The organism is Nitrospira sp. SG-bin1, assembly GCA_002083365.1.
Lineage (GTDB): Bacteria > Nitrospirota > Nitrospiria > Nitrospirales > Nitrospiraceae > Nitrospira_D.
The window spans coordinates 61,787-74,208 of sequence record LVWS01000002.1 but is presented as its reverse complement, the minus strand read 5'-3'; the positions used below and the strand labels follow the sequence as shown (position 1 = coordinate 74,208).

The 12,422-nt window shown below is 55.3% G+C and carries 13 protein-coding genes and 1 pseudogene; 7 read left to right on the top strand and 7 right to left on the bottom strand.

From position 1 onward, the window contains the following. The 3 genes and pseudogenes from A4E19_12195 to A4E19_12185 all read right to left on the bottom strand — a co-directional run bounded on the left by A4E19_12195 (position 1) and on the right by A4E19_12185 (position 1,014). Positions 1-388: pseudogene (locus A4E19_12195) on the bottom strand (hypothetical protein). Positions 389-583: 195 nt separating this feature from the next. Continuing rightward, positions 584-796, bottom strand: a complete 213-nt coding sequence (locus A4E19_12190; protein ID OQW37929.1) for a hypothetical protein — start codon at positions 794-796, stop codon at positions 584-586. Next, entirely contained in the window at positions 793-1,014 is a 222-nt protein-coding gene (locus A4E19_12185; protein OQW37928.1) for a hypothetical protein, read from the bottom strand. Before A4E19_12185 ends, A4E19_12190 begins: the two co-directional genes overlap by 4 nt. A gap of 445 nt (positions 1,015-1,459) precedes the next feature. Here A4E19_12185 and A4E19_12180 point away from each other — a divergent pair, with 445 nt between their 5' ends. Next, the gene (locus tag A4E19_12180) at positions 1,460-1,780 is read left to right on the top strand and encodes a hypothetical protein (protein OQW37927.1); all 321 of its coding nucleotides are present in this window, start codon (positions 1,460-1,462) and stop codon (positions 1,778-1,780) included. Continuing rightward, positions 1,743-2,033: a hypothetical protein gene (locus A4E19_12175; GenBank protein ID OQW37926.1), complete on the top strand. Its 291-nt coding sequence runs from the start codon at positions 1,743-1,745 to the stop codon at positions 2,031-2,033. The genes A4E19_12180 and A4E19_12175 overlap by 38 nt, the downstream gene beginning before the upstream one ends. Before the next feature lie 75 nt (positions 2,034-2,108). On the opposite strand, the gene A4E19_12170 is transcribed toward A4E19_12175, so the two are convergent. Both A4E19_12170 and A4E19_12165 read right to left on the bottom strand, forming a co-directional pair. After that, on the bottom strand, positions 2,109-2,552 hold the full coding sequence (locus A4E19_12170; GenBank protein OQW37925.1) for a calpastatin: 444 nt from the start codon (positions 2,550-2,552) through the stop codon (positions 2,109-2,111). Positions 2,553-2,652: 100 nt separating this feature from the next. Beyond that, positions 2,653-5,697 carry a hypothetical protein gene (locus A4E19_12165; protein ID OQW37924.1) on the bottom strand — a complete coding sequence of 1,015 codons (3,045 nt, stop codon included), beginning with the start codon at positions 5,695-5,697 and terminating at the stop codon, positions 2,653-2,655. 128 nt (positions 5,698-5,825) lie between these two features. Here A4E19_12165 and A4E19_12160 point away from each other — a divergent pair, with 128 nt between their 5' ends. Next, complete coding sequence (locus A4E19_12160; GenBank protein ID OQW37923.1) at positions 5,826-6,074, top strand: hypothetical protein; 249 nt, start codon at positions 5,826-5,828, stop codon at positions 6,072-6,074. A 116-nt stretch (positions 6,075-6,190) separates the two neighbouring features. On the opposite strand, the gene A4E19_12155 is transcribed toward A4E19_12160, so the two are convergent. Together A4E19_12155 and A4E19_12150 are read right to left on the bottom strand one after the other, a co-directional pair. After that, positions 6,191-6,388 carry a hypothetical protein gene (locus A4E19_12155; GenBank protein OQW37922.1) on the bottom strand — a complete coding sequence of 66 codons (198 nt, stop codon included), beginning with the start codon at positions 6,386-6,388 and terminating at the stop codon, positions 6,191-6,193. A gap of 138 nt (positions 6,389-6,526) precedes the next feature. Further along, positions 6,527-7,609, bottom strand: coding sequence for a hypothetical protein (locus A4E19_12150; GenBank protein ID OQW37921.1), 1,083 nt, complete (start codon positions 7,607-7,609; stop codon positions 6,527-6,529). 247 nt (positions 7,610-7,856) lie between these two features. Between A4E19_12150 and A4E19_12145 the strand changes: the two genes are divergently transcribed. The 4 genes from A4E19_12145 (at position 7,857) to A4E19_12130 (ending at position 12,421) form a co-directional block, all read left to right on the top strand. Next, positions 7,857-8,396: a hypothetical protein gene (locus tag A4E19_12145; protein ID OQW37920.1), complete on the top strand. Its 540-nt coding sequence runs from the start codon at positions 7,857-7,859 to the stop codon at positions 8,394-8,396. A 9-nt stretch (positions 8,397-8,405) separates the two neighbouring features. After that, positions 8,406-9,923 carry a F0F1 ATP synthase subunit alpha gene (locus tag A4E19_12140; protein OQW37919.1) on the top strand — a complete coding sequence of 506 codons (1,518 nt, stop codon included), beginning with the start codon at positions 8,406-8,408 and terminating at the stop codon, positions 9,921-9,923. A 69-nt stretch (positions 9,924-9,992) separates the two neighbouring features. After that, a complete protein-coding gene (locus A4E19_12135) occupies positions 9,993-10,871 on the top strand; it encodes a F0F1 ATP synthase subunit gamma (protein ID OQW37918.1) in 879 nt (292 codons plus the stop codon). A 107-nt stretch (positions 10,872-10,978) separates the two neighbouring features. Beyond that, positions 10,979-12,421: a F0F1 ATP synthase subunit beta gene (locus A4E19_12130; GenBank protein OQW37917.1), complete on the top strand. Its 1,443-nt coding sequence runs from the start codon at positions 10,979-10,981 to the stop codon at positions 12,419-12,421. The last annotated feature ends 1 nt before the right edge of the window (position 12,422 follow it).

The following is a 12,422-nucleotide window of genomic DNA, read 5'->3' as shown; positions in this document are numbered from 1 at the left end:
TCATCCATTGTTTGTTCGGCAGCCGGTCGTCACCGAGTATGTCGTTCGTGTGCATGGCTCCGAAGCCTTGAGCGATCTTCCCGATCTTGAGCGCCCCCAGCGGAATGCGGCGGTATTCCCCATCAAGATTTGAATAGAGTCCCGCGCTCGCCTTGAGGTGCAGGCAACGAGCCCGATTCGTGCAGTCGGCCGCTTTGTAACAAGCAGCGCAGAGATCGCCCGGACCTAGCAGCCAGATGCGGGCGAAGGCGCCGTCGAGCTCGTCCACTAAGCCTTGCGTGATGGTGGTCAGGACCTGCTGCAGATCCAGACTTGAGGCCATCTGGAGTGTGATGCGCTCCAATAAATCATGAGAGCCGGGAGAAGGAGCGGAAGGGGGATTGTCCATTGTGGGATCTCCGAGCCGGACAGTGCCCAGCGTGGAGGACGATAAGTCCCTGATGGGGGATTGTCAATCAGTAGGAGGGAGGCTGGCTACGAGACTGAAATGCGCTGCTCACGGGTGAGCAATAGCTTTGCCGAAGTCCCATATGGCGGATAACTCTGATGATGAGAATGATGGTGTCGAGAACTGTCCTCTGTTTTACAGGTCTTCTGGTTTAAGACCTGTTACCTTGGATAGGCGGGCCAACATACGCGGACCGATCTCATCACGATCATGAAACGCGAAGACGACATCGGGCCACCCAGTCCGTTGTAGAATTTTATGAGAACCGGCAGTTCGTTTAATCTGCCAGCCGATGCGGAGAAGTCCGGAGAGAACGCGAGAAGCTTGGGTCGACGGCCAACGGCTCATGCCGCAATAAACGAGAGGGTCAGCAGTTCCTCAGGTACCGCCTCGTCATGTTCAAGACGATCGGCCATTGCACGAAGAGCCAAGGCTTGGACAGCCGCAAGCGCAGCGCCCTTCGTCTGTCCATAGGCCATCACGCCAGGCAGTGACGGCACCTCGCCGATCCAGCGACCATCTTCTTCTTGGTCTAACTCGATTTTGAATTGAGTAACTTTCGCCATAGATGTCCGTTAAGTCGTTCGACTAGGGCATAGGGTATGCCTCACTAGGCGTAAAATCAAGTAGCTATCCGGAGGGAAGAGGGAGTAGCCAGATCCCTTTTCACTCAGAACGTGCACGATAGGAACGGCACACTCATGGTTGTGTGGTAAGAATGTTGTGCGCAGAGCAAGCGAATGCTCACCTGCCCCGAATGGTGCCTCCACCTGTATCTGCTCTAAGACAATTGCTGCGCCAGAATGTCGAGGGTCATTTAGTCGGGCTTGCCGTCGAAGTATTCGAGCAGGGCGTCTTTGAAGAGGGTGTTGTCGGTGCACTGTTGGATTGCAAAGGCCGGACACTCCTACTCGGCCAGGCCGTCACTCCTTTCTGGACGACTTGCCAGTGTGTGATTGACAGCTCAGCGTCATCGCGTATATGGTTGTCATATACAACATAAGGCATGAGATGACGCGACTGCCGGGTGTGGAAGGGTTTAATTGGGACGAGGCAAATCTTGCCAAGAATTGGGAGAAGCACCGGGTTACTCCGTGGGAATGCGAGCAGGTTTTCTTCAATCTGCCGCTGGTGGTCGCCGATGACCTCGCCCATTCTACGGTGGAGCCTCGATATTACGTGCTGGGACAGACTGATGCCGGACGCCGCTTGTTTATCGTCTTCACCATCCGCCGACGGCGCATCCGCATTATTTCAGCCAGAGATATGAGTTCCAAGGAGCGGAGGACGTATCGTGACCAAACTCAAAAAAAGACCGACGTTCAAGAGTGAGAAACAGGAAGCTGAGTTTTGGGCGTCACACGACTCAACGGAGTATGTCGACTACTCCAAGAGTCGTCGGATGGTATTTCCCCGGTTGAAGCCGTCCACCGAGACGATCTCGCTTCGTCTGCCGAAATCGCTCTTGGATCAACTCAAGACGATCGCGAACAAACGCGACGTCCCGTATCAAACACTGCTCAAGCTCTTCGTGCTCGAACGTGTCCAGGCCGAGTTGCATCACAAACCCGCCAAAGCCTCCTAGCGCGCTCCTGATCACGGCGATCGCGAGAAGCGGGGTTGAAGGTGATGAGTGGGGTGGGTCAGAGCGAAAGAGGTGCTAGCACCGTGGCATGTTGTGCCGGGCCAAGACGTTCATCGTCAGTTGGTCGGGCTTGCCGTCGAAGTATTCGAGCAGGGCGGCGTTGAAGAGGGCGTTGTCGGTGGTGGCGGTCATGAACAAGGTCATGCAGGATCGGAATTTCAGATTGTCCGGGTAGGAGAAGATCTCCTCAGCGCTGCGCCCCTCTACATTCATAACAAGCTGCGTACATTCTCGGAGCCTTTGACCTAAGACAGGGTGCTGGAGGTAGGCCTTGGCCTCATCGAGCGACGTGATGGCGAACTGCTGTGCCATTGCGCTGTGACCGAGACCAGCGATCTGCGGAAAGATAAACCAGATCCAGTGGCTAGACTTTCTCCCAGCTCGGAGCTCAGCGAGGACGGTGTCGTAGACGGGCGCTTGGGCGTCGAGGAAGCGTTGGAGATGGCATTTGTCAGTCATGGGCTGTGCCTGTGAAGCGATGCGGTTTCAGGTTCCGTAGCATTTTGCTACATTCAGGATGGCCCTATTCTGCTCTCCAATCTCACTGGTGCCGATCAGGCTACTGAGTGCCTTTACTACCAATACTGTTGTCAGAGTCGGTGTCGTCTTCTTCATAGTCCCTATTCCGCATTTCCCTTCTAGATTCGGCCCGACGCCGTTCGGATGCGATCATGAGGTCGAGCTCTGCAATATGCTTTTCAGCGAATGCTTTGACCGCAGGTCTTTCGTCTGTCAGCCATTCGATCAAAGCTGCCTTCCTGGCCTGTAATGCCTCTGCAAAGCCAAATTCTCCCCTGACTACACCAGTGTTGTCGATACTGACTCGGACCTCGTTCAATTTGTGCTGGTCATCTGGAAACCGCGACACAATTTCCTTCAACACAACGTGGGCGGAAGTGACACCGTCATAGTTCTGGAGTATTGCCAGTGCAAAATCTGCCTCCATATCACCGCCGGCTTTTACCAAGTTGGCAAGTGCGGTAGCAAACTCCGTAGTGCAGTTGGGAAACACAATGCTAAGCAGGCGACCCCCTCGAAACTGGAAAATCTGTCGGTCGTGAGCGAACCACGATAGTCCTTTGTTGATTGCGAGCGACGGGTTCTTGGAGAGGTCTTTTTCAAGACCATGGAACTGAAATGGTACCGCCTCGAAACGATCTTCGTATTCAGCATCAGCGGTCTCCTGAGATAGCCGAGTCCCGAAATAGTCCCAAACCGCCTCTGACTGACGCTCGGCAAGTCTGGCCAAGACACGCTCGGCTTGGTGCCCTATCTTGCAAAGGTAGCCAAGATTTTTCAGGAGTTGAGTCGTCCTCTCCGGGCTCAATTCCTCAAAAAACTTTGTGACCTTCTGCATAAACCACGCTTGTGAGACCCACCGAGAATCCTTTCGATCGTTCAAGAAGGTCAGAGTGTCTCGCACAAATGTGTCTACGTCTGTAATTTTCTCGGTTCCGTAATACTCCAAAGCGAGGAGTAGGCAGTCGGTGACAGCCCCTTGGTCGCCTGTCGCAATTGCGCGTTTCAACAGGCGAGTGGCAAAGTCTGGCTTCGTAACAACTGCCTTGCGAAGGTGCCATGATATGCTCGTGAGACTCCTCGCCGATTCAAGTTCGCCGTCCAAGATCCGCTCATAGATATCGACTCGGCTGCTCTTAGCAAGTCCATTGAGGAAGCCTGGGAGAAAGTTGCGTAAGTCGTCAGAGGCCTTTGTGAAAATCCGGTCCGCGACTTCTGGCTTACTCTCAGCCAACTTGCTGATAAAATTTCCGAAAACTGGAAACGTAGCCAGATCGTTCGACTTAGTCTTGGCGCAACGCTCCATTAGGTCGAACCAATCATTCTCATTTTCCGGAATGATCTCATCAATGTAGCGGTCAGCCTCACTACGTCGATATTCGTCGACTCGTTGTATTTCGAACTCCTCGTCGGTCCAGTGATTTGGATAAACAGATTCAAACCCTACTAGAACCTTATATCGGACAAACCGATCATCAGTGTTGATTATGTCTCGAAACTTTAAGATGGCGGCCATGAGCACCTTGGCATCGGTCTGACAACTAAACCGGTTGTCCGTGTCTTCTGTAAGCTCCTTCGCCCTGCGATAGTCGTACAAGAACCGGTGCTCCAGGTGTTGCAGTATCTCGTAGCTCGTACTCTTAACTCGTTCAGTTAAGAATTCGACAATGCGTGTAGCATCCTTGATCGTAATAGCGAGGAGTTGGTTAGAATACTGCCCCTGATTGGGAGTTCTTGTTGCCGCATCAAGGGCGGAAAGAACCGCGCGCTTTTGTACATCGCCGGTCGATCTATCATAGGCTGCGAAAATGGCTTTAAGCGCCTTGTCACGAACCTCCCTGAGTTGATCGGATACGGGGAGGGCCCCCGTACTCAAGGTAACGGAATCGGCCCTCCACTTAGTCCCAGTGATGTCTGACTGAATGGCTTCGGTCCAGACGGCGAGTGCGATAGGCCGAACGTGGTCCAGTTCGGCCTCATCCATCTTACCAAGGTAATCCACTAATGCCATTTGGAGCATCGGCCCTACCTGATTGTAGGCGTCGATGTTGTATTCAGACAGCTTCTTCACGACGTTCACAATCTGCTGCCGAATATCTTCGTCTGGCTCGTCGCTATAGAGGTCAATTAGCAGTTGGAGCGTTCCAACTGGGTGGGCATAGCGCAGGCTTTCAATGATCTCGAATACAAGCGATACAACTGCATCGGCGAGGAAACCATCCATATTTCCACGGGTCGTTTCTATGGGAACGGGCTCCGTGGAGCGTGCGGCTCTGACTACCCTTAGCAAGGGGCCTTTCAGTCCCTCGTAGGCAGCTTGTCGGTCGTCGCAAATGGGAAGGGCGTAGTCTCTTAGTCCAGACAGAATCTCGTAACGCTCGTTGTTGTTCTGCGCATTATTCAGCAGTTTGGCAATGTCTTTGTCGAAGAGTTCCTTGCCTCTGAGGAGCCGGTCATGATCCTTTTGGACTTTCTGAAACTCATACCCAGCTGGGATCAGGTACTTGTCCATGATTTGAGCAAATCGACGCTCGATACCTTTCATGGCTTTCCCACCATAGCCATCTCCCAAATTGTTTTTGTAGAGAATGTCGTGGGAGGTCTCGGCCCAAGCATGCTCGAGAATGGTCTGAACCTGAATTTCGCACCGCAGGCCAGCAAACCTCGCATATTCTGGAAGGCTCAGGCGCTCCTCACGAAGCCGAATCGTGTAGTGAACTGCGCGGTATCTGGCGCCTTGGTTCTCCTGAGTGGGATGGTGGATCTTAGTCGAATCCTCTTCGATCTCGAAATTGTCTCGGATCACTGGTGATGCCAGGAAGCGGTCAACATCGCCATTAGTGTAGAAGATGAGCCGGGTGCCGGCGAGATCACGCCGACCACGCTCCAGAGTCTGAGTCTCCAGTTTACCTTCCTCGGTCAAACGACGTCGTAGGCTCTCAATTTCTTTAGCACGACACTGGATTGACTGAGGGCGAGGCAGATTGTCAGCGGCTAGGATGGCCTTCTTCAAGATGAAGCGGACCGTCTCAGCGAAGGCTTTGTAGATCGGAAAGTACTTCGTCTCGTAGTCGTTAAGGTTCACGGCCCCTAGATACCTCTTTCAATCTCACTCAGATAAGAAAACGGTTTGAGGATCTATTTTGTCTGCCTGATGGTTCGCACCAACACCTACCCCTGTGCCGGGTAAGAAAGCAATGGCGTAGAGGGGTTATGCGGTTAATTTTCTCTTTTCTCACTATCAGGAGTGGAGGGGAGGGTGTTGTTACGAACCTTGGCTCGGACCTAGCATGGTTACGAGGCGTGGAAGTCGCGTCCTTCTATCGGCAGATTATCGGATTAGGCTGCTACCTTTTTGACCCGGACTTCTGCCCGATGATCGGTTGCGGCCAGGACTCGAATCAGCACATCGGTCAAGGTTGCCGATCGATCGCGGCCCTGTGGCTTATCAAGCCCGTGTAGTCGTGCTCTGCCTCGTTATAGTGGCAGATGCTACGATGTTGAGTTCTTTCAGACCTGCCCGCGACAGGGGTTTCAACATGTGGATGATATGAAGGGGGATTTGGTCCTGACCGCTGTTAAACAGCAATGTGCTCAAACGAAAAGTGAGGAATATCCGCTCGATCTCGGGCATGCTCGATCGTCAGGGCACAGATATGTCCATCCTGATCGATATCGAGTTGCGTATTCTCATCGAGGTCCCTAGTCTCGGCCACGGCTGCTGCTTTGAACTCAATATGGAGCGTATCCGTGTCCTGAAAATACTTGATTGTCATGATTTGAAGCTCCTGTCAAAAAAGCGTTGTGGACCGTCTCACGATCCGACAGCAACACACCCGCAAATGCCGATTCTCCATTTATTTATTATTCCGTCTCAATAGTTTCCCGCAACGCTCAATCTTGATCCCGCCGTCCTAGCTATATTGATCCCACGTATCGCATTGCTTGATCGCCCAGAACACCGCTTCCTTGAGCTTCTTGAGGGTCACGTTATCGGGATCGCGGATGGCCTGCAGTTTCTTGTCGAGGTCATAGAGCGGTTGGATCGATCGTTTGTCGGGAACCTTGCCGAGTGCCCAGGCGATTTCCGTCAGGACGGTCCAATCGGCCTTAGGGTCTTGGAGCTTGGCCAACAGAGGGAGGACCACGGATGCATCACCGTTGATGCCTCCGATCTGTCCCAGCCCTTTGGCCGCGGCGGCCTGAATGTCCAGCTGAGGTGAGGTATTCAACAGATCGACGAGCAACGGAATGCCGTCTCTCCCGAGATTGCCCATGGAGATGATCGCCTGTCTGGCCAGATCTCTATCTTGAAGTACTTCCTTCAATTTCGGCAGCGCCTCGTCGGCCTGCATTTCGCCCAGCAATGACATGATCTTGATCTTCCGAGCCTGGCTCGTCTCCGGCGCATCCAATAATTTGAGAAGACGGTCCGCATGGCCCCATTCGGCTGCGAGGAGCAGTGGAAACTCGTACGCTTTGAGCGCTTCCTGCAACTTGGCCATTGCATAGACGCCGGGATCAGGCGCCTGGGCCTCCCGCGCGGCGGCTACGGCATCTTCGAACTCCGTCCGAATTTCCTTCTGCCATTTGATTTTCACCCCGCCGAGCAGATAGGTGAGCTGGCAGGCCGGTCCCTTCCAAAGACGTGACGGCCCATCCGGCAGGTCTGCATCGCCGCCGGTGGCGGCCGTACCCTCCCACGTCTTGCGCTGCTCGCATTTCAAGCGAAGCACGACATCGTGAAGTCCCGCAGGGTCCCGAACGGCGGTGTAGCCGATGTCGTTCAGGCGTTGAATGACGACGTCGGTCAAGGGACGAACGTCCACTGCGCCTTTGTCGGTAATGGTGATGATGTCGACCAAGACAGTTTGAATTTTTTCCAGTTGAGCTCTTTGTTCCGGCGAGAAGTATTCCCGGTATGCGAACACCGGTGAAGGGATGAAGTTCAAAAACAGACCGAGTCCTATCATGGACGCAAGTACGAGTTTTCGCACGGAACACCTCGGCCCGCTGGCATCCCCATCCACACGCCGGAGGCTGCTAGAAATTCGCATCTCCGCTGGCTGCTTGCCATCCAGTATACACCGTATCTCTCATCGGGCAGTGTGCCGGTCATCATGGTGGACCACGATCTCACCGTATTGACAGTTAATGGGTCCCGATGCTACTTTTCGCAGCTCTGCTTCGTGCCTCGCACGAACCCGTTACGTTCGTCCAAACAACGCATGTGGATCTGGAACGGTGATTAAGACAACAGTTGCGCGACGTTACGCTCAAGCTCTTTTCGAGCTCCTCGATCAATCGACCATCGAAGCCACACGAGGGACGCTCACGGGCATCGGTCGGGCCATGAAAGAATCGGCTCAACTCCGCCATGTGGTGGCCTCGCCCGCGTTCGGAGTGGAGGAGAAGATCGCCGTCCTGGCCGCACTCGGCGACCAACTCGGGTGCCCTCCAGCCGGTAAAGCATTTTTGGGCCAGTTGGTGAAGAAGAACCGGGTAGGTTTTCTTCCTGAGATTGCCGAAGCATTCGGTCGATTGGTGGATCAATCCAAGGGAACTCAACCGGTCACCGTTTCATCCGCGACGGTTCTCCCTCCAGCCGAACAGGAACGAATCAAGACTCGCCTGCGCGAGACGCTCAAGCGTGAAGTCGATGTGACGTTTCAGACCGATGCCGGTCATCTGGCCGGCCTGCAGATTCACATCGGCAGCACTGTGGTGGACGGCACCGTCCGAGGCCGCTTACGCGACTTGCAGGTCTTGTTGACGCGAGAATAAGGAGTAGCCATGCAGATCAGGGCAGAAGAGATCAGTGCGATCATTAAGGAGAAAATCAAAGGCTTCGACAAACAGGTCGATGTCAAGGAAACGGGGTCCGTCATTCAAGTCGGCGACGGGATCGCCAAAGTCTATGGCCTCGATGGGGCCATGGCGGGCGAGATGCTCGAATTTCCCGGCGGGCTCTACGGCATCGCCCTGAACCTCGAAGAAGACAATGTCGGCGCCGTGCTCATGGGCGACGATGTCGGTATCAAAGAAGGCGACCCCGTCAAGCGGACGGGCCGCATCGCGGAAATCCCGGTCGGTGAAGCCCTCGTCGGCCGTGTCGTGAACGCCATCGGCCAGCCCATCGACGGGAAGGGGCCGATCAAATCGCAGCACTCTTCCCGTATCGAAGTCGTCGCGCCCGGGGTCAATACCCGTCAGTCCGTTCGCGAACCGCTGCAGACCGGCATCAAGGCCATCGACGCCATGATCCCGATCGGGCGCGGCCAGCGCGAATTGATCATCGGCGACCGCCAGACGGGGAAGACCGCGATCGCGGTCGATACGATCATCAATCAAAAAGGATTGAACGTCTTCTGCATCTACGTCGCCGTCGGCCAAAAGCGCTCGACCGTCGCCCGCGTCGTGAAAACGCTCGAAGAAAACCATGCCATGGAGTACAGCATGGTGGTCTCCGCCAGCGCCAGCGATCCGGCGCCGATGCAATTTCTGGCTCCCTTCGCGGGCGCCGCGATCGGCGAGTATTTCCGTGACAACGGCAAACATGCGCTGATCGTGTATGACGACTTGTCGAAGCACGCGGTGGCCTACCGCCAGCTTTCGCTGTTGCTCCGCCGGCCGCCGGGACGCGAGGCCTATCCGGGCGATGTGTTTTATCTGCACTCCCGGTTGCTCGAACGCGCAGCAAAACTGAGCGACAAATTAGGCGGGGGCAGTCTTACGGCACTTCCCATCATCGAAACGCAGGCCGGCGACGTGTCGGCGTACATTCCGACGAACGTCATTTCGATCACGGACGGTCAGATCTATCTGGGGAGCGATCTCTTCTACTCCGGTATCCGCCCGGCGATCAACGTCGGTCTGTCGGTCTCCCGGGTCGGAGGATCCGCGCAGATCAAGACCATGAAGCAGGTGGCCGGTACGCTTCGATTGGACCTCGCGCAATATCGCGAGATGGCCGCGTTCTCTCAATTCGGGAGCGAGCTGGATAAGGCCACCCAGATGCAGCTTGCGCGGGGTGTGCGCATGGTGGAATTGCTCAAGCAGGGTCAGTATAAGCCGATGCCGGTGGCCGATCAGGTCCTTTCGATCTATGCGGGCGTCAACGGATTCCTCGACGATGTGCCGGTGGACAAGGTCCAGCAGTTCGAGGGCGATCTGCTGCACTACATCCAGCAGAACCATGCGGAGCTGAAGAAAGAAGTCACCACGATCGGCAAGATCGACGACAAGGTCGGCGGTCGCTTGAAGGAAATAATCACGACCTTCAAGCAGAAAATGGGATACGGCGGGAAGTAATCGTCAGCATTCGGCCGTCAGCTATCGAGCTGAAGCCCGAACGCTCGCCCGCTGAGAGCTGAGAGGAACATGCCTAGCCTTCAATCGTTGCGCCGCAAGATCGCGGCGTTTAAGAATACGCAGAAGATCACCAAGGCCATGAAGATGGTGGCGGCCGCGAAGCTCAAACGCTCGCAGGACCGCATTCTTTCGGCGCGTCCCTATGCCCATAAGATGCGCGGCGTGTTGAGTAATCTGAGCCAACGGGTGAATCGCTCGTCCCATCCGCTTCTTCAGAAGCGCGAGGGAAAGAAGATCGAAGTGCTCGTCGTCACGAGCGACCGTGGGTTGTGCGGAGGGTTCAACGGCAACATCGTCCGCAAGAGCTCCGAATTCGTCCGGCAGTGCGAAGCGAGAGGCTTGCAGGTGAACCTGAGCCTCATCGGCCGCAAAGGCCGCGACTATTTTCGGCGTCGCAGCTGGCCGATCCGTCAGGAGTGGACCGGTATCTTCGATAAATTGAGTTTCGAACATGCGATTGACATCGGCGGCGACCTCACCGATAACTTCGTTAAGGGCACGTTCGACGAGCTGTACGTCGTCTACAACGAATTCAAATCGGCCATTCAGCAACGCGTGATCGTCGAAAAACTCTTCCCCGTCGATGCTCAGGTCGAGTTCGGTGCGGCGCAAATGGAAGGCTCGGCCAGCGGCAGCTACTTGTACGAGCCGGAGGAAGCGGAACTGCTGAACGCCCTGGTGCCGAAACATTTCCAAGTGCAGGCCTATCGGATCTTGCTCGAGTCGGCGGCGGCCGAACATGGCGCCCGTATGGCCGCCATGGATGGAGCGACGCGCAACGCCGGCCAACTCATCAAGAAAGTCACGCTCTACTACAACAAAACCAGGCAGGCGGCGATTACGAAAGAACTCATGGATATCGTCGGCGGCGCCGAAGCACTCAAATGAGCCGTGGAACGTGAATCGTTAACCGTCAACGAAAAGTGAGGGCCGAAGGTCGACAGAAATACGATTAACGAAGAACGTTCAGCGAATAACGAGGGAAGAGGAGCGATATGAGTACAGGAAAAGTCATTCAAGTCATCGGACCGGTCGTAGACGTGGAATTCCCTCCTGGCCAGTTGCCGAACATCTATAATGCGATCAAGGTGACGCAGGATGAAAATAAGTCCGCGGGCAAGCCCGCTGTCAATATCACGCTCGAAGTCGCCCAGCATCTCGGTGAAAACCGCGTGCGGGGAGTCGCCATGTCTTCGACCGATGGATTGACGCGCGGAATGGATGTGCAGGATACCGGAGCCCCGATTTCCGTGCCGGTGGGACGCGAGACACTCGGTCGTCTGATCAACGTGCTCGGTGAACCGGTCGATGAAAAAGGGCCTCTCAAGACCAAGAAGACCTATCCGATCCACCGGGCTGCTCCCAAGCTGGAAGATCAAGAGACCAAGACCGAGGTGCTGGAGACCGGCATTAAGGTCGTGGACCTGCTCGAACCTTACAGCAAGGGCGGCAAGGTCGGGCTATTCGGCGGAGCCGGTGTGGGCAAAACCGTCATCATCATGGAACTGATCAACAACATCGCCTTGCACCACGGCGGATTCTCGGTCTTCGCCGGCGTCGGAGAGCGGACCCGTGAAGGCAACGATCTTTGGCACGAAATGCAGGAGTCGAAGGTCATCGATCCGGACGATTTTACCAAATCCAAAGCCGCGCTGGTCTATGGCCAGATGAATGAGCCGCCCGGCGCACGGCTTCGCGTGGGATTGACCGGTCTCACGGTCGCGGAGTATTTCCGCGACGAAGAGAATCAGGACGTCTTGCTTTTCGTGGACAATATTTTTCGGTTCACCCAGGCTGGTTCGGAAGTGTCGGCGCTGTTGGGCCGCATGCCTTCCGCCGTCGGCTATCAGCCCAACCTTTCGACGGAGATGGGCGCGTTACAAGAGCGCATTACATCGACCAAACGAGGTTCGATCACTTCCGTACAGGCCATCTACGTGCCGGCAGACGACTTGACCGATCCGGCCCCGGCGACAGCCTTTGCGCATTTGGATGCAACCACCGTATTGTCCCGATCACTGGCCGAGCTGGGCATTTATCCGGCGGTCGACCCCCTGGACTCGACTTCACGGATTCTCGATCCCCAGATCATCGGAGAGGAACATTACAAGGTGGCGCGCGGCGTGCAGTCCGTCCTTCAGCGTTACAAGGACCTCCAAGATATTATCGCGATTCTCGGCATGGACGAGTTGTCGGAAGACGACAAGATGGTCGTGGCCCGGGCACGGAAGATCCAACGTTTTCTGTCGCAACCCTTCCACGTCGCTGAAGCGTTCACCGGTGCGCCCGGCAAATACGTCAAGCTCAAAGACACGGTTCGTAGCTTCAAGGAGATTCTTGACGGGAAGTACGACCATCTGCCTGAGCAGGCCTTTTATATGGTCGGCCCCATCGAAGAAGCGGTAGCCAAAGCAGAGAAGATGGGAGTGAAAGTATAGG

What these genes read in the sequence shown, in the direction of transcription:
- A4E19_12180 (OQW37927.1), top strand. Translation starts at nt 1,460, where the DNA reads ATGACGCGACTGCCGGGTGTGGAAGGGTTTAATTGGGACGAGGCAAAT.
- A4E19_12155 (OQW37922.1), bottom strand. Translation starts at nt 6,388, where the DNA reads ATGACAATCAAGTATTTTCAGGACACGGATACGCTCCATATTGAGTTC.
- A4E19_12140 (OQW37919.1), top strand. Translation starts at nt 8,406, where the DNA reads ATGCAGATCAGGGCAGAAGAGATCAGTGCGATCATTAAGGAGAAAATC.
- A4E19_12170 (OQW37925.1), bottom strand. Translation starts at nt 2,552, where the DNA reads ATGACTGACAAATGCCATCTCCAACGCTTCCTCGACGCCCAAGCGCCC.
- A4E19_12185 (OQW37928.1), bottom strand. Translation starts at nt 1,014, where the DNA reads ATGGCGAAAGTTACTCAATTCAAAATCGAGTTAGACCAAGAAGAAGAT.
- A4E19_12160 (OQW37923.1), top strand. Translation starts at nt 5,826, where the DNA reads ATGCGGTTAATTTTCTCTTTTCTCACTATCAGGAGTGGAGGGGAGGGT.
- A4E19_12135 (OQW37918.1), top strand. Translation starts at nt 9,993, where the DNA reads ATGCCTAGCCTTCAATCGTTGCGCCGCAAGATCGCGGCGTTTAAGAAT.
- A4E19_12130 (OQW37917.1), top strand. Translation starts at nt 10,979, where the DNA reads ATGAGTACAGGAAAAGTCATTCAAGTCATCGGACCGGTCGTAGACGTG.
- A4E19_12190 (OQW37929.1), bottom strand. Translation starts at nt 796, where the DNA reads ATGAGCCGTTGGCCGTCGACCCAAGCTTCTCGCGTTCTCTCCGGACTT.